This is a genomic window from Vibrio sp. Vb1018 (genome assembly GCF_033338775.1).
GTDB classification, from domain to species: Bacteria; Pseudomonadota; Gammaproteobacteria; order Enterobacterales; family Vibrionaceae; genus Vibrio; species Vibrio alginolyticus.
On record NZ_JAWOTI010000033.1, the window covers coordinates 19,229 to 38,480 of the forward strand.

Sequence of the window (19,252 nt, forward strand, 5' to 3'; positions counted from 1 at the left end):
ATCACTTGTTCCCTGAGCGGTGTCCCTGACATCATCCTGATGTTCAAATCCTTGCCTCGTCCAGAGGTGTCCATTTCCCGTCCTTAGTAGCAACCATCCTAGTCACTATTGATTCCGTTCAATGTCCAATTTTGCAATCCATGCCCGACTATTCATCCTGAATAACCGTTTCTTCTTCCTGAAGTTCACCAAGTCCGTGGTGTTTCCTGTTCCGTGTCTGCATCCTTCCGACAGGTTCAATATTACGTGTTTAACGATTTCCAACAACGGGCTAATCTCACATTTTTTAACTCTCTTAGCGTTCAAAAAAGATACATGAGTATTAAATTCAATGGCTTATGATCTTTGCTGTACGGTTTTACCATTAAAAAAGAGAGGTTTGCTCAACCCTTTGTGAGAGATCTCGCACAAGGGGTCGAGCGAAAGACTCTTACTGCCCGATAGCGGCACCTTCACGTCTTGGATCCGCAGCGCCTTCAAGACCGTCTTTTGTTATGCGTATCGCATGCAGACCAGAGTTCAAATCCCGAACATCGGTTTTAAAACCCATCTTCTCCAGAGCAGGCTGTAAGCCCTCTGCGGCGGTACCTTGCTCAATATCTAAGGTGCCAAAACGGTTCAGCAATCGTGGCTGATTAATCGCGCTCTGGATGTCCATATCCCATTGCGTGTGGGCGATAATGGCTTGTGCGACGTAACCAATAATGCGGCTGCCACCCGGTGAGCCAATTGCCATGTAAGGTTTGTCATCCTTCATCATAATGGTCGGTGCCATGGAGGAGCGTGGGCGTTTTCCCGGTTCTAAGCGGTTCGCGATTGGCACACCATCTTGATGCGTGCGGAAAGAGAAATCGGTCAGTTCGTTATTGAGCAAGAAGCCACGCACCATCAAGCGTGAGCCAAAGGCGTTCTCGATGGTTGTTGTCATTGAAACCACATTGCCTTGCTTATCGACGATATTGAAATGGCTGGTGGAAGGCAACTCGATCGATTGGTCCATGCTTAAGTCCATGGCGTGCGACCAAGGAGGATTACCGGCTTCAGCCTTACTCAAGGCTTTACCGACTTGAATGAGCTCAGCACGTTGTTTGAGATAATCTTTATCAAGCAAGCCTTCGGTTGGCATTGGCACATAATCATGGTCAGCCATGTATTTACCACGATCTGCGAACGCAAGGCGCGATGCATCAGCGATCACTTGCCATGATTTCGCGCTTTCGGCTCCCCAACCTTTAAGATCGTATTGCTCGGTGATCGCGAGAATCTGTCCAACCGTCAATGCGCCAGAGCTAGGTGGTCCCATGCCGCAGATGTCATAGCTTTGGTAAGCCGCACAAACCGGTTCACGTTGCTTGATTTGGAACGCATCAAAGTCAGGTTGTGCCAATACGCCAGGATTGCCCGGTGCATTCTGTACTGTCTTGATGATGTCTGTGGCGATATCGCCTTGATAGAAAGCTTTTGCCCCTTGCTCTGCAATTGCCGTCAGAGTTTGCGCGTATTCAGGGTTCTTCAACAACGTGCCTTCGGCTTTTGGTGAGCCATCTGGATTGAAGAAGTAAGCCTTAGTCGCAGGGAAGCGAGATAGGCGCTTGGCATCTTTTTCAATCAGACTCGCGAGGCGAGGACTAACTTCGAAACCTTGTTCAGCCAAGGTAATTACGGGTTGGATGATCTTTTTCCATTCCAACTTGCCGTATTTCTGGTGCGTGTCCCACAGCAGTTTCACTGTACCAGGAGTGGCAACGGAGCGCCCGCCGACAACCGCATCGTAAAATTGTAGGGGTTGTCCTTTTTCGTCTAAAAAGAGTTTCGGCGTCGCGGCGAGCGGTGCGGTTTCGCGTCCATCATACGTAGTCAGTTTTTGTTTCTCACTGTCCCAATAAACTAAGAAGGCGCCACCACCAATACCTGATGATTGCGGTTCTACCAAGCCCAGCATCAGCTGCACGGCAACCATAGCATCAATAGCATTACCACCTTGGGCAATAACATCCGCACCAGTTTGGGTTGCAATTGGGTTAGCAGCGGTAACCATATAATCTTTCGCTTTGACCAGTTGTTTTTGCTCGAAGCCAGTGCTGTGCTCCGGCGCAACCGCATCTGCTGCTTGGTTAGCAAAGGTTGGGGTAGATAAGACGAGTGGGGAAGTAAGAAAAAGACCCGTGGTCACGAGTCGGTTGAACGTCCAATGCATGATGACTCTCCATGTTGCCAGTTTTGTGCTTTGAGCTTGGCAGTTATGGAGAGTCACGTCGAGTCAGCAATCTTAGAAATGTCGATTGTGCTACGCTTTTAAATCAGTACTTTATCCGATAAAAGTATTGATAGTTTGGTATAGAATACTGCCGCCCACTAGAGTAAATACCGCGCCGCATAGACCGTCGATGTAGATACCCGCTTGTTGCAATTTACGCTGTAAGCGCTGTGTCGACAGCATCCATGCAAGGCTAGAGAACCAGAATAGCGACAAGCCAAACAGGATGACCAGTGCAATACCTTTGCCAGTAATCGACATACCTGCTGGGACTAAACTCGACATCAAACTGACAAAGAACACCAGGGCTTTTGGGTTAAGAATGTTGGTCGCAAACCCTTTAGCAAACGCTTGACGCTTATTGCTGATCACTAGGTTATTTTGCTTCTTAGGTTGATCCGTCTGTGGGTTTTGGATCATCGAGATCACGGCACGCAATGCGCCAATTCCTAAGTAGAGCAGGTAACTACCACCGAGCAGTTGTACCACGGAATACAGCACTGGGTGCTGGTGGACGACAAAACTCACACCTGTCAGGCTGAACAAAGAGTGCAGCAAAATACCGACGGACAATCCCAACGCAATGTACAAGCCAGTTTGACGACCATGACGCGTCGCATTTTGTACGACCAGCGCAAAGTCCGGACCTGGACTCATTAGGGCAATAAAGTGAATGCTGGCGAGTGTCAGCAATATGGTGGATTCATTCATAACACATCTCAAATTTAACCAATGCGGCTATTGTCGTGGTAAGTCACCTGTGGCGCTTGTAAAAAACTGACAGCTTTCTCGGTAAATGAAATTAACGAGCCACTTGAGAAGGGGAAACGCCGTAGGTCTGTTTAAACGCTTTGCTGAAATGCGCTTGATCGTAGAAACCGATCTGGTGGGCGACGTCGGTACCACATTGACCAGCTTGCAGTAACTTCATGCCTTGTTCAAGGCGCAGGCGTGCGAACCACGCATAAGGCGTCATGCCGGTTTGCGCTTTAAAGTGGCGCTGGAACTGAGTTGGGCTCAGTTGGCACAGCTCTGAAAGTGAATCCAAACGCACCGCTTGGTCAAGGTTAGCCATTAGATAATCTTTTAACGTCCCAAGCGATTGGTTTCCTAGCGGCACCACTTTTTGTCGCTCAAGCGATCCGTAGCGATCAAAAAGTTGGTTAAATCCTTCAAAAGGAAGGCAATCTTTAGTGAGTTGGCTGAGGTTTTCACGACGAAGTAGCCCGTGTAAGTTACTAAGTTGTGAAAATATCTGGGGATCCGAGATGATCAGTTCGTTGAAGTGTATTATTTGACCGTTTTTCTTAAGATCGGCTAGATCGCTCAATAGATGAGGTTCGATCGCAAACACATTCACTTCGTAGCCACTCTCGAGCTTAGATTGCCCGTCGTGCAGCTCATCCGGCGGCATAATCACAATTTGCCCGTGACCAACTTGGTGGCTGTTACCTTGGTATTGGAACTTCTGCGCACCATGCGTGATCAGGCCGAGATGAAAATCCAGATGGTAATGCCTTTGAAAAGCAAATTTCTGGTATTTCGCCTCTATTAGACTCAAGTTGTCATGGTCGGTTGCGTAGTACTGAATATGTTCCATTAAATAAAAAAGCTTGGTCACATTATGACCAAGCTTATCTGGCAATTTCTAACTTGTCTTGTAAAAAACGATCACTGTGGCTGAACGATTCGGCGTGAGCGACGGTTATTACGTAATCCATCAAAGCTAAACACGACTAGTGCTCCCCAAATAAAGACGAAAGTGATCGCTTTATCCATGGTAAAGGGTTCGCCATACATCAATACTGCAAGTAAAAACATTAAGCTTGGGCCTATATATTGGAAAAAGCCCAAAGTCGATAATTTGAGTCTTGTTGCTGCACCCGTAAAGCACAGCAGTGGCAGGGTTGTTATAACCCCAGCTGCGATCAACAAACTATTTAACGTAAGTGGATTCGTAAGCATATTTGAGGTTGGTGTATCGGCAACAAAAAGCAAATAAACAGCGGCCACTGGCAGTAGAAGTAATGTCTCAATAAACAAGCCAGTTTTTGCATCGACACTGACTTTCTTTCTTAATAAGCCATAAAAGCCGAAGCTCATTGCTAACGCCATCGCAACAACGGGTACGGAGCCAAATACAATCAGTTGAACGAGTACGCCACAACCTGCCAATACAACCGCGAACCACTGTAATTTACGCAGTCGCTCACCAAGGAAGACCATCCCGAGTAAGACGTTGATCAGTGGATTAATGTAATAACCTAAGCTGGCGTCGAGCATATGATTCGAGTTTACCGCCCAAATGAAAATCAACCAATTGCCGCCAATTAACATGGAACTTGCGATCAGGTAAGCGATTTTCGTTTTGTCTTTCGCGATGTGGTAAGCCGAGCGCCAGTGACGGCCAAAATGGAGGAGTGCAGCAAGCAAAAAGAAAGACCATATCACTCGGTGGCTGAGAATTTCCAAAGGAGATACTTGTGCGATGGACTTAAAGTACATCGGCGCAATGCCCCACATGGTATACGCGCCAATCGCTAGCAAGATGCCTTGCCGCGCGCGTTGTTGTTCGTCTTCTGGTGTCATGAAGTGTCACCTAATTGTGTGTTTTATAGAGCAGAAAATCAGTATACGAGTCGTGATGCGAAACACCTAACAATTTGCGGTTTTATTCACCATGAAACCCCATTACAATGTGCCCTCACTTTGTGTGCCAGTGGTATGCATAAGCACCTCTTTTTTAAGACCCAATCTGAGACTTTTCATGACCTCGACCTTGTTAGCCGAACAATCTGATTCGCCTGTAACGCCTCAACGTGTGTTGGAGGATGTGTTTGGTTACCAAGAGTTCCGTGATGGTCAGCAATTAGTGATTGACGCCGCGATAGAAGGTCGCGACAGCTTAGTTATCCTGCCTACTGGTGGCGGTAAGTCGCTGTGTTATCAAATTCCTGCTTTGGTTCGCTCTGGTATTACTTTGGTGATTTCTCCGCTTATCTCGCTGATGAAAGACCAAGTGGACCAGCTTAAAGCCAACGGTGTAGCGGCTGAATGCATTAACTCGACCATGACTCGTGAAGAACTGCTCAGCGTGTATAACCGCATGCACACTGGTCATCTTAAGTTGGTGTACGTCTCACCAGAACGCGTATTGATGCGTGATTTCATTGAGCGCTTGGAAAACTTGCCGCTATCGATGATTGCTGTCGATGAAGCGCACTGTATTTCCCAGTGGGGACACGACTTCCGTCCAGAGTACGCCGCGCTTGGTCAACTTAAGCAGCAATTTTTCCATGTGCCATTTATGGCGCTGACGGCGACCGCAGATGACGCAACGCGCCGAGATATTCTTGAGCGTCTGCAACTGAATAATCCAGAGGTTTACCTAGGCAGCTTCGACCGTCCCAACATTCGCTACAACTTAGTTGAGAAGCACAAGCCGGTTTCGCAAATCGTTCGTTATCTTGAAACTCAAAAAGGTAATTGCGGCATCATCTATTGTGGTAGCCGTAAGAAAGTTGAGATGGTGACTGAGAAGTTGTGTAACAACCACATTCGTGCAGCTGGTTATCACGCAGGTATGGATGCCGATGAGCGCGCTTACGTTCAAGAAGCTTTCCAACGTGATGACATCCAAATCGTAGTGGCGACCGTGGCATTCGGTATGGGCATCAACAAACCAAACGTGCGCTTTGTGGTTCACTTTGATATCCCGCGCAATATCGAGTCCTACTATCAGGAAACCGGTCGTGCAGGGCGTGATGGTTTGCCTGCGGAAGCGATGATGTTGTATGACCCAGCGGACATCAGTTGGCTGCGTCGTATGTTGGATGAGAAAGACGCTGGTCCACAGAAGCAGGTGGAAACCCACAAACTGAATGCGATGAGTGCCTTTGCTGAGGCGCAGACTTGTCGTCGTCAGGTGCTATTGAATTACTTTGGTGAGTATCGTGAGAAGCCATGTGGCAACTGTGATATTTGCTTAGATCCACCGAAACACTTTGATGCCACGGAAGAAGCGCGTAAGGCGTTGTCTTGTGTGTACCGAGTGAATCAGAGCTTTGGTATGGGCTACGTGGTGGAAGTGCTACGTGGCATGCAAAACATTCGTGTACGTGAAAACGGCCACGATAAGATTTCTACCTACGCGATAGGGCGCGACCACAGCCACGATTACTGGGTGAGTATCTTCCGTCAGTTAATCCACAAAGGGCTGCTGTTCCAAAACATCACGCGTAACTCAACGCTGCAACTTACCGAAGAAGCGCGTCCGCTGCTACGTGGCGATGTGACCCTAGAGTTAGCGGTTCCGCGTTTAGACACCGCAGCACGTGCGGCGAAGTCGGACAAACTGACCAGCAAGAACTACGACAAAAAGCTGTTTGCTAAGTTACGTAAGCTGCGTAAGTCGATTGCTGATGAAGATGGTTTGCCACCATACGTGGTCTTCAGTGACGCGACTCTGATTGATATGGCGGAAATTCTGCCAACGTCTTACGGCGAAATGCTTGCAGTCAGCGGTGTTGGTCAGCGCAAACTAGAGAAGTACGCCGATCCATTCCTCGATTTGATTCAAGAACACATTACTCACCACGGATAAGGAACCAAGATGCAAAAGGAATTTGGCTTAGCGGATTACATGGCACAAGAAGGGCGCTTAATCATTACCGCGCCGAGCTTTGACCTTGATAGCTTTCCTGCTTTAGGTGAGCGTTTAGTCGGCTTGCTTTCTGCTACTGTGGTGGAAAAACAGTGGGATGCGGACATTCACTCTTGGTTGATTGACTTTGAAGGTTGCCGACTGTTTATGAAAGCAGAGCATTACAGCGAAGCGATTTGGTTTGAAGCGTTAGCGATTGAAGAGAGCAGGGAAGAGTTGGATTATCTTGCAGGGTTGTTCCAGCGCGGCTTCTAAAAATAGAATTTTTCTAGAGAGGGTGTTTCACATGAAACACCCTTTTTTATGCTTAAACGTTTGCGTCAAACAGACGACTTGCGGCGAAAAGTGGTTAATGTATAATCGCCCACCGCTTCGCTCAGAAAGAGCCAAGCCAGTTTATTTTTCATTTTACATTGTTGGTAAGAGCCACTTTATTCAGTGACTCGATTTGGGTTCCCTCACCCCCAAACCAAACTAAAAAGGTATCGCATGAGTAACTTTACCCCTGCGCAGCAGCGCAACGCCCTTATCTATCTGGTTCTATTCCACCTAGTCATTATTGCATCTAGCAATTACCTAGTTCAGCTACCGTTTACTATCTTCGGTTTCCATACCACTTGGGGTGCATTCACTTTCCCATTTATCTTCTTAGCGACTGACTTAACTGTGCGTATTTTCGGTGCTCAGTTGGCACGTAAGATCATCTTCTTAGTGATGTTGCCTGCTTTGGCAGTGTCTTACTTCTTATCGGTGGTGTTCTTCGAAGGTCAATTCCAAGGTTTTGGCCACCTAGGGGAATTTAACTTATTCGTTGCTCGTATCGCGATTGCTAGCTTCATGGCGTACCTACTTGGTCAGATCATGGATGTGCATGTGTTCAACCGCCTACGTCAAATGAAGCAATGGTGGGTGGCACCAACGTGTTCAACGCTTTTCGGTAATGCACTTGATACCATCGCTTTCTTCGCCATTGCGTTCTACCAAAGCCCAGATCCATTTATGGCTGAGCATTGGACGGAAATCGCGCTGGTGGATTACGGCTTCAAACTGATTATCAGTCTTGGTTTGTTCGTTCCGATGTACGGCGTATTACTGAATTACCTAATTAAGAAGCTGACTGCGGTGAACCCTGACTTTAAGGTGACGACAAGCGTTCAGTCTTAATATCAGTGGGAACCCCGAAAGCCGCTTGCTTAAATCAAGCGGCTTTTTTGTACCTGCTTACTTGGATTTAGAGGGTTTTGTACAGCGTGGGGAGCAATTAGATCATGGGTGTCCAAAAGCTCCCTGAGCTGTACGAAGGTAAAAATGAGCAGTAAAAAAGGTCCCGAGTGAGACCTTTTAATCGAAGGTACGGCACGTAGAGGAAGCTCGCTGGTGAAATGGCTAACAGAGCATCTTCTCAATCAAAATGGCTTTTTGCGCATCGAAGGCGCCAAGTTGCAGGCCGTTATCCCAGCTGATGCTTTGATTGAACATCGCCAACATCAAACCGACACTGCGTTGATTGGCGTCCTGCCAGCAATCAGACTCGCTGTACTCTCCATCATTTATCGCGTTGCCATTAACGAGAATGGGCTCGAAACGCCATTTTTCTCCGACACGGTAGTAGCCTTTGCTGGTTAATGTCTGGTTGGATTGAATCGTTAGATTGTGCTCGATGCCCGGTTCACCTGTTAGTTCAAATACAAACCTTAGCTGGTGGTCGCCACATTGCAGATCAACGATCAGTTGGCCGTTTTCCTCAACCAGTGTCGATTGATAATAGTCTCCAAAGCAGTGCAGCAACCAAGATATAGGGTGACTGGCAGTTTCAAGAAACCACTCTTTGAGCGTGAAGGTGCCCGGTAGGTTAACTTGGGTGACTAGATTGACCACACAAGGTTGGGTTTGCGAAGTGAGCCACTTCTCTATCGTCTTGGCGGTATTAAGCTGAGCAAAGGCGTAATTAACCAATAGGTTGGCGTTCGGTTGCTGCCAGTGAGTTATGTCAGAATTCAATCCCACCAATGGCTTTTCACAGATAAGCTTGGTTGAACCTAACGTCTTTATGATCTCTGCATGAGTATGCGCAGGTGTCGCGATGGTCACGACATCAAGTAGTTTGAGTGCGCTGATGTTCGTTTCTGCCTTTGGGATTGCTTCTTCACTGCACGCTTGCTGAAGCGGTTCTATTTGGTTGGCGCATAACGTTGTGACCGATACACCATTGTTTCGATAGTGGGGAATGTGCGTGCGTCCCCAGTTGATTCCTATGATGCCGGCTTGCTGGATTTGCTCTGGCTTGTTGAAACGTTCACTCAATGGCGGCAAGGCAATTCGTTCATCGGTTAGACGTTGGTCATGGTGATAGTCATTGCTTGGCAGCACTTGCCATGGTTTGTTGTAATGCTGTTTGAGTGCACAAACGAGTTCGTAGAAATTCCACTTATCTTTTAAGTTGCTATCAAGGTGATATAAACCGGCTTCGTTCCGCTCAATAAGCTGCAAAAAGGCGAGTGCAGTATCGTCCATATGAGAAGTCGCAGGATACCAAGCCGTGCTAGCGGTAATAACGCCGTTCTCTTCATATTGGCGGTCGAGATGCGCCAACATGTTATTGCCTTCTGCTTGGTGATGGAGCTGCCAACCAATTCGAGCAACCATCGCATCTGGATTTGCTTGCCAGATTGCATCTTCACAACGAACTTTGTATTTGCCGTAATCATCTTGGGTGTTTCTTTCTTCAAAGATGCCATAAGGCCCGTTTTTTGTGGCATCAAATACCATTGCTGTGCTGACAAAGAGGTAAGGAATATTGTGGCGTTTGCATTGCTCACCAAGCCACGCTGCCCACTCTTCACTTCCCATCGCCATATGGCACACCGCATTGATGTGGTGTTGCTGCCAAAATTGTTCACTTTGCTCTGGATCATCTGGTGAGATTTGGTGGTGATTCCACTCCAATATGTTCCAGCCGCGTAGGTGAAACTGATGAGCGACTTTTGGGGCGAGGGTACCAGTTAAGCCAGTCATTAAAACGGTTTTCATGATGGTGCATCTTGGTTGGCTAAATTGTGTTTATCAATAAAGCATGGCTGTTTTTCGATGTAGAGCGGAGAAGCTGAGATTTTTGCTGGGCAGCACGTTTTGTAGGGGAAGTAGAAGCAGAAAAGCCCAAGCGAACGCCTGGGCTTTAGTATTGTAAGGCAGTGATATTCGCTTATTTTGCTACGATATTTAATGGCCAGCCGATGTCTGTCTGACGGTTGGATTCAATTTCCAGCTCAGCCGCAGTCAGTGGGTTTTTCTCTAGCCATTGCGCATCAATGTGTAACGTTAGATTGTCGCCTTCAACCGTTAGAGTCACATTTGGCTCTAGATCAGGATTGCGACGATGGCTGAGTAGAACCGCAAGACGCAACAGTCTTAATACTCGTTTGGCACTTGAGCCTGATAATGCATGCTGCTCAGGTAAAGAAGTGAGCTGTTCGCGATAGCGACGAGCCACTTCACCAATAAAGAACTTCTGCGCGCGCGTGTAACCAGGCAGATCCAAATTCTGTAGCAAGTAAGCACTATGCTCTCCGCCTTTTTTGAAATCGATAGTTAAGCCAATTTCATGCAGTTTTGCGGCGGTCTCGAGTAATATCTTGCCCTGAGGCTCTGTAATCCACTCATCGCCTCCAGCTTGCTGTAAAAGCGTGTGTGCCAGAGTAGCGACTTGTTCGCCGTATTGGTGATCGAGCTGATAGCGATTTTGTACGCTAGCGATAGTGCGGGCACGAATGTCTTCTTGACGAAGCTCTTCAACCATCTCATACACTAAGCCTTCGCGTAGTGCGCCGCCAGCGAGTGTCATAGCATCGATTTCAAGCAATTCAAAAACGGCAATCAAAATAGAGAGGCCACTAGGGAACACTAATGCACGCTCAAGTGTTAAGCCTTCAATATCGAGTTCTTCTAAATGGTCGGCCAACATGGCTTGCTTCTGTAGACGTTTGAGTTTGGAGTGAGTGATTACTTCGTCCATGCCTTGCGCCAGCATTATCTCTTGCAATGCCTGAACAGTGCCTGATGCACCAACACACACATCCCAACCAATTTCTGTATAACGTTCTAAAATCGGCTGGATGGTCTGTTTCGCCCCTTCAATTGCCGCGTCAAAGTTACGAGCATTCAATTGACGATCTTTAAAGAAGTTTTCAAGCCAAGTCACGCAGCCCATTTTTAAGCTGGTCAGTGCTTTGGCTTCGAAACCTTCACCGATAATCAGTTCGGTACTTGCTCCACCGATATCGACTACAAGGCGACGACCACTACCGCCAGAGGTGTGAGCGACACCTTTATAGATAGTGGCTGCTTCTTCTTCACCAGTAATCACTTCGATAGGCTGGCCTAGAATTTGGTTAGCCTTTTCTAAAAACACATCTACATTGGTCGCGGTACGTAATGTTGCAGTACCGACGATGCGAATGTTTTGTTTAGGAATGTCCTGCAAGCGTTCCGCAAATAGACTTAAGCAGTCCCATCCTCGCTGCATAGCTTCCATACTAAGAGAATTATGTTCATCTAAGCCCGCTGCTAGACGAACTTTGCGCTTAATTTTAGCCATTGTTTGAACGCTGCCATCGATGTGACGCACAACGAGCATGTGAAAACTGTTCGACCCGAGGTCGATGGCGGCATATAGCGGTGATGATCCTGCTTGACTCATAAAACGAACTCAGTTTCCTATTACGATTGTTTTGGTGCCGATTGACGCGGTTGGCGTGGACGACGTCCCTGCGGCTTACGGTTACCAGAACCAGAGCGGGTACCGCCAGTATTCGTGCGGCGCTGTTGGTTGCGTGGTGCACGCATACGAATCGGAGCCGGTAGATCTTGAATCAGTGCCGACGAATCGTACTCTGAAACTGGGATTGTATGCTCAATGTATTCTTCGATTGCTGGTAGGTTAACCGCGTACTCTTCACAAGCAAAACTGATCGAATGACCGCTCGCACCAGCGCGACCAGTACGGCCAATACGGTGAACATAATCTTCACAGTCGTCAGGAAGGTCGTAGTTGAAAACGTGCGTTACCTGAGGAATATGCAAACCACGCGCTGCAACGTCAGTTGCAACTAGGATGTCGACATCACCTTTGGTGAATTGCTCAAGAATCTTCTCACGCTTCTTCTGCGGTACATCGCCAGTAAGAAGGCCTACACGGTGTCCATCGGCAGCCAAATGACCCCAAACCGATTCACACTTATGCTTGGTATTGGCAAAAATGATAGCGCGATCTGGCCACTCTTCTTCAATTAGTGTTTGAAGCAGCGCCATTTTGTCTTCATTCGAAGGATAGAAAAGCTCTTCCTGGATACGGTGGCCAGTTTTTTGTTCTGGTTCGACAACGACATGCTCAGGAGTATTCATGTGTTCGAATGCCAGTTCTTGAACGCGGTAAGACAGCGTTGCTGAGAACAGCATGTTCAAACGCTCTTTTGGCTCAGGCATACGACGGAACAAGAAGCGAATGTCTTTAATAAAGCCAAGATCGAACATGCGGTCGGCTTCGTCCAGAACAACAGCTTGAATGTTGTTGAGGTTAAATACGCGCTGTTTGTAGAAATCGATGATACGGCCTGTTGTTCCGATCAGAATATCTACGCCGTCTTGCAGTTTCGCAAGTTGCTTGTCGTAGCTTTCACCACCGTAAGCTAGAGCGGTTTTTAGACCTGTGCTTTCAGTTAATGATTCTGCATCATTGTAAATCTGAATAGCGAGCTCACGTGTAGGCGCCATAATAATTGCGCGTGGCTGTGTAGGCTTACGACCTTCATGTTCCGGAGTCGTCAGAAGGTGGTTGAACGTAGCAGTAAGAAACGCGAGCGTTTTACCAGTACCCGTTTGGGCCTGGCCTGCGATGTCTTGGCCGGTGAGCAGGACCGGCAACGCCAAGGCTTGGATAGGGGTACAAAATTCGAACCCTTTTTTGTCCAATCCTTCAATAACTTGGGGCTTTAAGCCCAAATCGGCGAACTTTTGCTCTGTGATATGCGTCTTTTTCATGGCTATAGAATATCAGCTAAAGCTTGCAATACGAAAGTAAATACATTCCAATAGGGCATCTAATTACTGGTTATCATCCAACCAGTTTCGAAAAACACATTGGAGTGGAAGATGAGTGATAAGATTTTGCAGCTAACTGATGACGGTTTTGAAAACGATGTAATCAACGCTGCAGGCCCGGTTCTAGTGGATTTTTGGGCAGAATGGTGTGGTCCTTGTAAAATGATCGCTCCTATTTTGGACGAAATCGCAGACGAGTACGAAGGCAAACTCACTATCGGTAAACTAAACATCGACCATAACGCAGGTACACCACCTAAGTTTGGTATTCGCGGCATTCCAACGCTATTACTATTTAAAGATGGTAACGTAGCGGCAACGAAAGTAGGTGCTCTGTCTAAAACTCAACTAAAAGAGTTCCTAGACGCAAACTTATAATCACCAAGTGATTACAGATAAAACCGTGCAAAGTTACAATGCACGGTTTTGTTTTTCTAACTCTGGACTAGAATACTAATTAGTGCTAACTTATCGCGCGTTAATTGAACAAATTTCTCTTCTTGGTCGATCCTGAGACCAAATCCATCTTAACTAGAAAACAGATCTTATTTTGACTAAACAAGAATCCACCACCATGAACCTTACCGAACTGAAGAACAGACCTGTGTCTGACCTTGTAAAACTGGGCGAAAGCTTAGGATTAGAGAACCTAGCTCGCTTAAGAAAACAAGACATCATCTTCGCGATTTTAAAAGCGCACGCGAAAGGCGGCGAAGACATCTTTGGCGATGGGGTTCTGGAAATTCTGCAAGACGGCTTTGGTTTCCTACGCAGTGCAGATAGTTCATACCTTGCGGGTCCGGACGATATCTACGTATCACCAAGTCAGATTCGTCGCTTTAACCTACGTACTGGTGACTCTATCGCTGGCAAAATTCGTCCACCAAAAGACGGTGAACGTTACTTTGCCCTTCTAAAAGTCAATACCGTTAACGACGATAAACCAGACAACGCCCGTAACAAGATCCTATTTGAAAACCTTACCCCTCTACATGCGAATGAGCGCATGGTTATGGAGCGTGGTAACGGTTCAACAGAAGACATTACAGCACGTGTTTTAGACTTGGCATCGCCAATCGGTAAAGGTCAACGTGGTCTGATTGTTGCTCCGCCTAAAGCGGGTAAAACAATGCTTCTGCAAAACATCGCGCAAAGCATCGCGTACAACCACCCAGAGTGTGAGTTGATGGTTCTTCTTATCGACGAACGTCCAGAAGAAGTAACCGAGATGCAACGCCTAGTTAAAGGTGAAGTGGTTGCGTCGACTTTCGATGAGCCAGCATCTCGTCACGTACAAGTAGCGGAAATGGTGATCGAGAAGGCAAAACGTCTTGTTGAACATAAGAAAGACGTGGTTATCTTGCTTGACTCTATCACTCGCCTAGCTCGTGCTTACAACACCGTAGTGCCTTCATCAGGTAAAGTACTAACAGGTGGTGTGGATGCAAACGCATTACATCGTCCTAAGCGTTTCTTCGGTGCTGCACGTAACGTAGAAGAAGGCGGCAGCCTAACTATCATCGCAACGGCACTAGTAGATACTGGTTCTAAAATGGATGAAGTTATCTACGAAGAGTTCAAGGGTACAGGTAACATGGAACTGCACTTGAACCGTAAGATTGCTGAGAAGCGTGTATTCCCTGCGATTGACTTTAACCGCTCAGGTACACGTCGTGAAGAGCTACTGACGAAGACTGACGAACTACAGAAGATGTGGATTCTGCGTAAGATCGTTCACCCAATGGGCGAAATCGACGCAATGGAATTCCTAATCGACAAGCTAGCGATGACGAAGACCAACGATGAGTTCTTCGATGCGATGCGTCGTCAATAGTCTCAAATAGTCATTCTGCGAAAAGCCACCGTATATCGGTGGCTTTTTTATTGCTTTCTCCCGATAGAAGTATCAGAATGAAGGAAATGTTATCGGGAGGTTAACATGCAACAAGGAATGTTGTCGTCATTACTCCTGAGCTTGTCACTTATCACTCTACCTGCGACATTATCTGCCAAGGAAATGCATGAGTCTGTAGTAGAACAGTGGCTTCAGGATACTCAAATACATACTAAAGTCTCTGAACTGCTTGATTACGCTGTCAGAGATGAAGTCGACTCGCTTAAATTTGCCCTTGATAGACTTGCTTTGCCTCAACAAGAGGTGGTGCGCTTTCAATTATTGGAAAAGCTTGAAAAGCAAGATGTGATTCTCACGCCTCGAATGGCTCTGTTTGTTGAGTCCCAGATCCGTATGACCCCGACTTATCAAGTGTTAGAGCGAGGTGATGGGTATGAATTTAGTGTACCCGCTTTTAACTTTCCCGTTATTGCGAGTCGCTTGATTAAGCGTTGGAAACAAGACCAAAGTACCTTGGACTTTGTCTTACAAGCTGAACGAAGAGAGCTTAACTTAAAGCAATGGCTTACAGGGCCATCTCAACAAGCTCAAGCGCGTGAAGCGCTTTTGATTCGAGAGTTAGACAGCTTATCACCCAATGCGCTTGCTGCATTAACGGCCCAGTTAACCAAAGCAAATGTGACCAGTTGGTTACCATCGACGGCCGTGATAGTCAGGTTGGCACAAGTTAGTCAGGATGAGGAAGTGTACAACTTACTCTGGCGGATGAAAGCTGATTACAACAGCCAGTCCGAACTTGAGCGTTTAGCTGCGGTTGGAGACGTTTTTTCCATTCAGCAATTGATGAATGCCACAGTTAACCCATCACTCAAGCCAGAAGCTATTAGTCTACTTACAAAATCTAACCCTCTATCTCCGCAAGTAAAGCAGTTTCTAGTTAGAAAAATGGCGTTATCAGAAGAAGCAACCATGGTTGCTCGAGAGCTTGCTCAACAAGGGCATCAAACCTGGTTGGAAGAGTTAGTATCTTCGAACCATCAGATAAAGACTCGGCAGATTGAACAAGTATTAAAGTAATCTGGCTCACATACCCACACAAAATAGGAGGATCTTAGCGTCCTCCTATTTGTTATACTGCGGACAGTTTAATCAGCCAGCATGAAGGCCTATGAGTTTTAAGGATTTACGCGAATTTATCGACCACCTAGAACAGAAAGGTCGACTTAAACGCATCACTCACCCTGTCGATCCCGCTTATGAAATGACAGAAATCAGCGACCGCACCTTGCGTGCTGGTGGACCTGCGCTGTTGTTTGAGAACCCAATCGGCTACGACGTACCTGTTTTGACGAACCTGTTTGGTACACCAGAGCGTGTCGCAATCGGCATGGGACGTGAAGACGTTAAAGAATTAAGAGAAGTCGGTAAGCTGCTGGCTTATTTAAAAGAACCTGAGCCACCAAAAGGCTTCAAAGACGCTTTAGAAAAACTGCCTGTGTTCAAACAAGTATTGAACATGCCGGCTAAGCGTTTACGTAAAGCACCATGCCAAGACATTGTTTGGCAAGGTGATGAAGTCGACTTGGATAAAATTCCGGTAATGAGCTGCTGGGCAGAAGATGTAGCGCCGCTGCTTACTTGGGGCTTAACCGTAACCAAAGGTCCAAATAAGAAACGTCAGAACCTAGGCATTTACCGTCAGCAGAAAATTGCCAAGAACAAAATCATCATGCGTTGGTTAGCCCATCGTGGTGGTGCGCTTGATCTGCGCGATTGGATGGAAACCAACCCAGGTAAACCTTTCCCAGTTTCGGTCGCGTTTGGTGCAGACCCAGCAACCATTCTTGGCGCAGTAACACCAGTGCCAGATACGCTATCGGAATACGCATTTGCAGGTTTGCTACGTGGAAGCAAAACGGAAGTCGTGAAGTCAGTCAGCAACGATTTGGAAGTGCCAGCGAGCGCGGAAATCGTGATGGAAGGCTATATCGACCCGAACGAGTTTGCTGATGAAGGTCCTTACGGTGACCACACTGGCTACTATAACGAAAAAGAAAAGCACCACGTATTTACTATTACGCACATTACTATGCGTAAAGACCCTATTTATCACAGCACCTACACAGGTCGTCCGCCAGATGAACCAGCTGTATTGGGTGTGGCATTAAACGAAGTGTTTGTACCTATTCTGCAAAAGCAATTCCCAGAGATTGAAGACTTCTATCTACCGCCAGAAGGTTGTTCGTACCGAATGGCCGTCGTCACCATGAAGAAGCAGTACCCAGGACATGCCAAGCGCGTAATGATGGGCGTGTGGTCTTTCTTACGTCAATTCATGTATACCAAGTTTGTTATTGTGTGCGATGAATCGGTAAACGCACGAGATTGGAATGATGTCGTGAAAGCCATGTCAGAGCATATGGATCCTGTACGTGATACCTTGATGATAGATAACACGCCAATCGACTCGCTCGACTTTGCTTCACCAGTGGTTGGGCTTGGCTCCAAAATGGGCTTGGATGCGACCATTAAATGGGATGCCGAGCTGGCGACGCGAACCGAGGTCACTGAGCGAGACAGCAAAGCGATTACCGAAGCAGAACTAAATGAGTTGAAACAGCAACGCCCTGAGATTGTTGACGTCTATCTTCCAGTTACAGCAAACAACCAATTTGCTGTCGTGACTATGAAGAAAGACCAAGCTGGTCAATCCCAAGAATTGATGGAACATCTATGGGACTTCTTTGCTCAGTACACGGATAACAAATTCATCATTTTGTGCGACGATGACGTTAATGCACGAGATTGGAATGACATCATTTGGGCGGTGACAACTCGAATGGACCCAGATAGAGACACGATTCAAGTGCTTGGTAAGACTGAGAGTTCATCCAAATTAGGACTGGATGCGACCAACAAGTTCGAATCTGAAGTCACGCGCGAGTGGGGTACGCCTATCAAAAAAGATCCTAAACTTGTGGCTAAAGTCGATGAGATTTGGGACCAGTTAGGTATTCTATGAGTCATCAAGTCCACCTTCTACCAATGGACGTTACATTCCAAGTAAAAGAAGGGGAGACGGTGTTAGAAGCTGCGCTCAACAACAATATTCGCTTCCCACACCGTTGCCAAGTTGGCGCTTGCGCCATGTGCATGTGTAAAAAGCTAACGGGCGAGGTGAGCTATCACCTCGAACCTATGCTAACCGAAAAAGAGCAACAGCAAGGTTGGATACTCCCTTGCCAAGCCTATACAGAAAGTAATTTAGTGCTTACTTTTGACGAGTAAGCGAGAGGAACACCATGACCATCCAATGTAAAGTAAAGTCTATTCAGCCGTTAGCTTGTAATACTTACCAAATCCTTCTTCATCCAGAATCACCAGTGCCTTTTAAAGCGGGTCAGTACCTAATGGTGGTGATGGGTGAAAAAGACAAACGTCCTTTCTCTATCGCAAGCAGTCCTTGTCGTCATGAAGGTGAACTTGAACTGCACATCGGTGCGGCGGAACACAACGCTTATGCACAAGAAGTTGTCGAAGCAATGCAAGCGGCGCTTGAAACTGATGGTCAGATTGAAATTGATGCGCCACATGGCGATGCTTGGGTTCAAGAAGATAGTGAACGCCCGCTGTTATTGATCGCTGGTGGTACAGGTTTTAGTTACGTACGTTCGATTCTGGATCATTGCGTAGCGCAGAATAAAACCAATCCTATCTATTTATATTGGGGGGCGCGCGATAACTGCCAGCTTTATGCTAAAGACGAACTGGTCGAGATTGCCGACAAGTTTGCCAATGTTCATTTTGTGCCAGTAGTAGAAGAAGCTCCTGCAGACTGGCAAGGTAAAGTTGGTAACGTGCTACAAGCTGTAGCTGAAGATTTCGAAAGCTTAGAAAACTACGATATCTATATTGCAGGTCGTTTTGAAATGGCTGGCGCAGCACGTGAACAGTTCACTCAGAACAAGAAAGCGAAGAGCGAACGTATGTTCGCAGACGCGTACGCATTCATTTAAATACGGCTTTTAAGGCAGAAAAAGAGGGTTTTTTACCCTCTTTTTTGCTTTTTTGATGAAATAGTCATCGAACAGTCATTTTTTTCCATTTTTTTTCAAAAAAGGGTTGCGAACGGATCTGAGTTCCCTATAATGCGCATCCACCGACACGGCAGACGCGATAAGGCTTCAGCAGGGTCGGAGAGGTGAAAGCTTCTACGAAAAATAAAATTGAAAAAAAGTGTTTGACACTCTCAATTATCTCGTTAGAATGCACCTCCGCTTTGAGAGAAAAACTTCTCGCAAAGCAAGCTCTTTAACAATATAGACCTATCAATCTGTGTGGGCACTCGTTGATGATAATCCAATTAGAAGCTTCGGCTTCA

At 46.7% G+C, this 19,252-nt stretch carries 16 protein-coding genes; 9 read left to right on the forward strand and 7 right to left on the reverse strand.

Annotation, left to right across the window (positions count from 1 at the left end):
* Positions 1-430: 430 nt before the first annotated feature.
* The 4 genes from ggt to rarD form a co-directional block, all read right to left on the reverse strand.
* Positions 431-2,197, reverse strand: a complete 1,767-nt coding sequence (ggt, locus tag R7Z10_RS22540) for a gamma-glutamyltransferase (protein ID WP_318105993.1) — start codon at positions 2,195-2,197, stop codon at positions 431-433.
* A 111-nt stretch (positions 2,198-2,308) separates the two neighbouring features.
* Positions 2,309-2,968 carry a LysE family translocator gene (locus R7Z10_RS22545; protein ID WP_318105995.1) on the reverse strand — a complete coding sequence of 220 codons (660 nt, stop codon included), beginning with the start codon at positions 2,966-2,968 and terminating at the stop codon, positions 2,309-2,311.
* A gap of 91 nt (positions 2,969-3,059) precedes the next feature.
* On the reverse strand, positions 3,060-3,857 hold the full coding sequence (locus R7Z10_RS22550; RefSeq protein ID WP_017633800.1) for an AraC family transcriptional regulator: 798 nt from the start codon (positions 3,855-3,857) through the stop codon (positions 3,060-3,062).
* Between the two features lie 71 nt (positions 3,858-3,928).
* The gene (gene rarD / locus R7Z10_RS22555) at positions 3,929-4,846 is read right to left on the reverse strand and encodes an EamA family transporter RarD (protein WP_005382912.1); all 918 of its coding nucleotides are present in this window, start codon (positions 4,844-4,846) and stop codon (positions 3,929-3,931) included.
* A gap of 178 nt (positions 4,847-5,024) precedes the next feature.
* On the opposite strand from rarD, the gene recQ reads away from it, so the two are divergent.
* The 3 genes from recQ (at position 5,025) to R7Z10_RS22570 (ending at position 8,084) form a co-directional block, all read left to right on the forward strand.
* Positions 5,025-6,860: an ATP-dependent DNA helicase RecQ gene (recQ, locus tag R7Z10_RS22560; protein ID WP_318105998.1), complete on the forward strand. Its 1,836-nt coding sequence runs from the start codon at positions 5,025-5,027 to the stop codon at positions 6,858-6,860.
* 9 nt (positions 6,861-6,869) lie between these two features.
* Positions 6,870-7,175 (forward strand): DUF3630 family protein, encoded by a 306-nt coding sequence (locus R7Z10_RS22565; protein WP_005378772.1) that lies wholly within the window; start codon positions 6,870-6,872, stop codon positions 7,173-7,175.
* 234 nt (positions 7,176-7,409) lie between these two features.
* The gene (locus tag R7Z10_RS22570; protein ID WP_005378770.1) at positions 7,410-8,084 is read left to right on the forward strand and encodes a 7-cyano-7-deazaguanine/7-aminomethyl-7-deazaguanine transporter; all 675 of its coding nucleotides are present in this window, start codon (positions 7,410-7,412) and stop codon (positions 8,082-8,084) included.
* Positions 8,085-8,306: 222 nt separating this feature from the next.
* On the opposite strand, the gene R7Z10_RS22575 is transcribed toward R7Z10_RS22570, so the two are convergent.
* The 3 genes from R7Z10_RS22575 to rhlB all read right to left on the reverse strand — a co-directional run bounded on the left by R7Z10_RS22575 (position 8,307) and on the right by rhlB (position 12,956).
* Positions 8,307-9,950 (reverse strand): sugar nucleotide-binding protein, encoded by a 1,644-nt coding sequence (locus R7Z10_RS22575; RefSeq protein WP_064354412.1) that lies wholly within the window; start codon positions 9,948-9,950, stop codon positions 8,307-8,309.
* Positions 9,951-10,122: 172 nt separating this feature from the next.
* Positions 10,123-11,616: a guanosine-5'-triphosphate,3'-diphosphate diphosphatase gene (gppA, locus tag R7Z10_RS22580; RefSeq protein WP_005382885.1), complete on the reverse strand. Its 1,494-nt coding sequence runs from the start codon at positions 11,614-11,616 to the stop codon at positions 10,123-10,125.
* A 20-nt stretch (positions 11,617-11,636) separates the two neighbouring features.
* Complete coding sequence (gene rhlB / locus R7Z10_RS22585) at positions 11,637-12,956, reverse strand: ATP-dependent RNA helicase RhlB (RefSeq protein WP_005378764.1); 1,320 nt, start codon at positions 12,954-12,956, stop codon at positions 11,637-11,639.
* Positions 12,957-13,067: 111 nt separating this feature from the next.
* On the opposite strand from rhlB, the gene trxA reads away from it, so the two are divergent.
* The 6 genes from trxA (at position 13,068) to fre (ending at position 18,887) form a co-directional block, all read left to right on the forward strand.
* The gene (trxA, locus tag R7Z10_RS22590; protein ID WP_004745500.1) at positions 13,068-13,394 is read left to right on the forward strand and encodes a thioredoxin TrxA; all 327 of its coding nucleotides are present in this window, start codon (positions 13,068-13,070) and stop codon (positions 13,392-13,394) included.
* A gap of 196 nt (positions 13,395-13,590) precedes the next feature.
* Positions 13,591-14,850, forward strand: coding sequence for a transcription termination factor Rho (gene rho, locus R7Z10_RS22595; RefSeq protein ID WP_005378757.1), 1,260 nt, complete (start codon positions 13,591-13,593; stop codon positions 14,848-14,850).
* A gap of 105 nt (positions 14,851-14,955) precedes the next feature.
* The gene (locus R7Z10_RS22600) at positions 14,956-15,948 is read left to right on the forward strand and encodes a hypothetical protein (protein ID WP_033907315.1); all 993 of its coding nucleotides are present in this window, start codon (positions 14,956-14,958) and stop codon (positions 15,946-15,948) included.
* Between the two features lie 91 nt (positions 15,949-16,039).
* A complete protein-coding gene (gene ubiD / locus R7Z10_RS22605; RefSeq protein WP_318106001.1) occupies positions 16,040-17,893 on the forward strand; it encodes a 4-hydroxy-3-polyprenylbenzoate decarboxylase in 1,854 nt (617 codons plus the stop codon).
* Complete coding sequence (locus R7Z10_RS22610; protein ID WP_225455823.1) at positions 17,890-18,159, forward strand: 2Fe-2S iron-sulfur cluster-binding protein; 270 nt, start codon at positions 17,890-17,892, stop codon at positions 18,157-18,159. The genes ubiD and R7Z10_RS22610 overlap by 4 nt, the downstream gene beginning before the upstream one ends.
* 14 nt (positions 18,160-18,173) lie before the next feature.
* Complete coding sequence (gene fre, locus R7Z10_RS22615) at positions 18,174-18,887, forward strand: NAD(P)H-flavin reductase (protein ID WP_033907312.1); 714 nt, start codon at positions 18,174-18,176, stop codon at positions 18,885-18,887.
* The last annotated feature ends 365 nt before the right edge of the window (positions 18,888-19,252 follow it).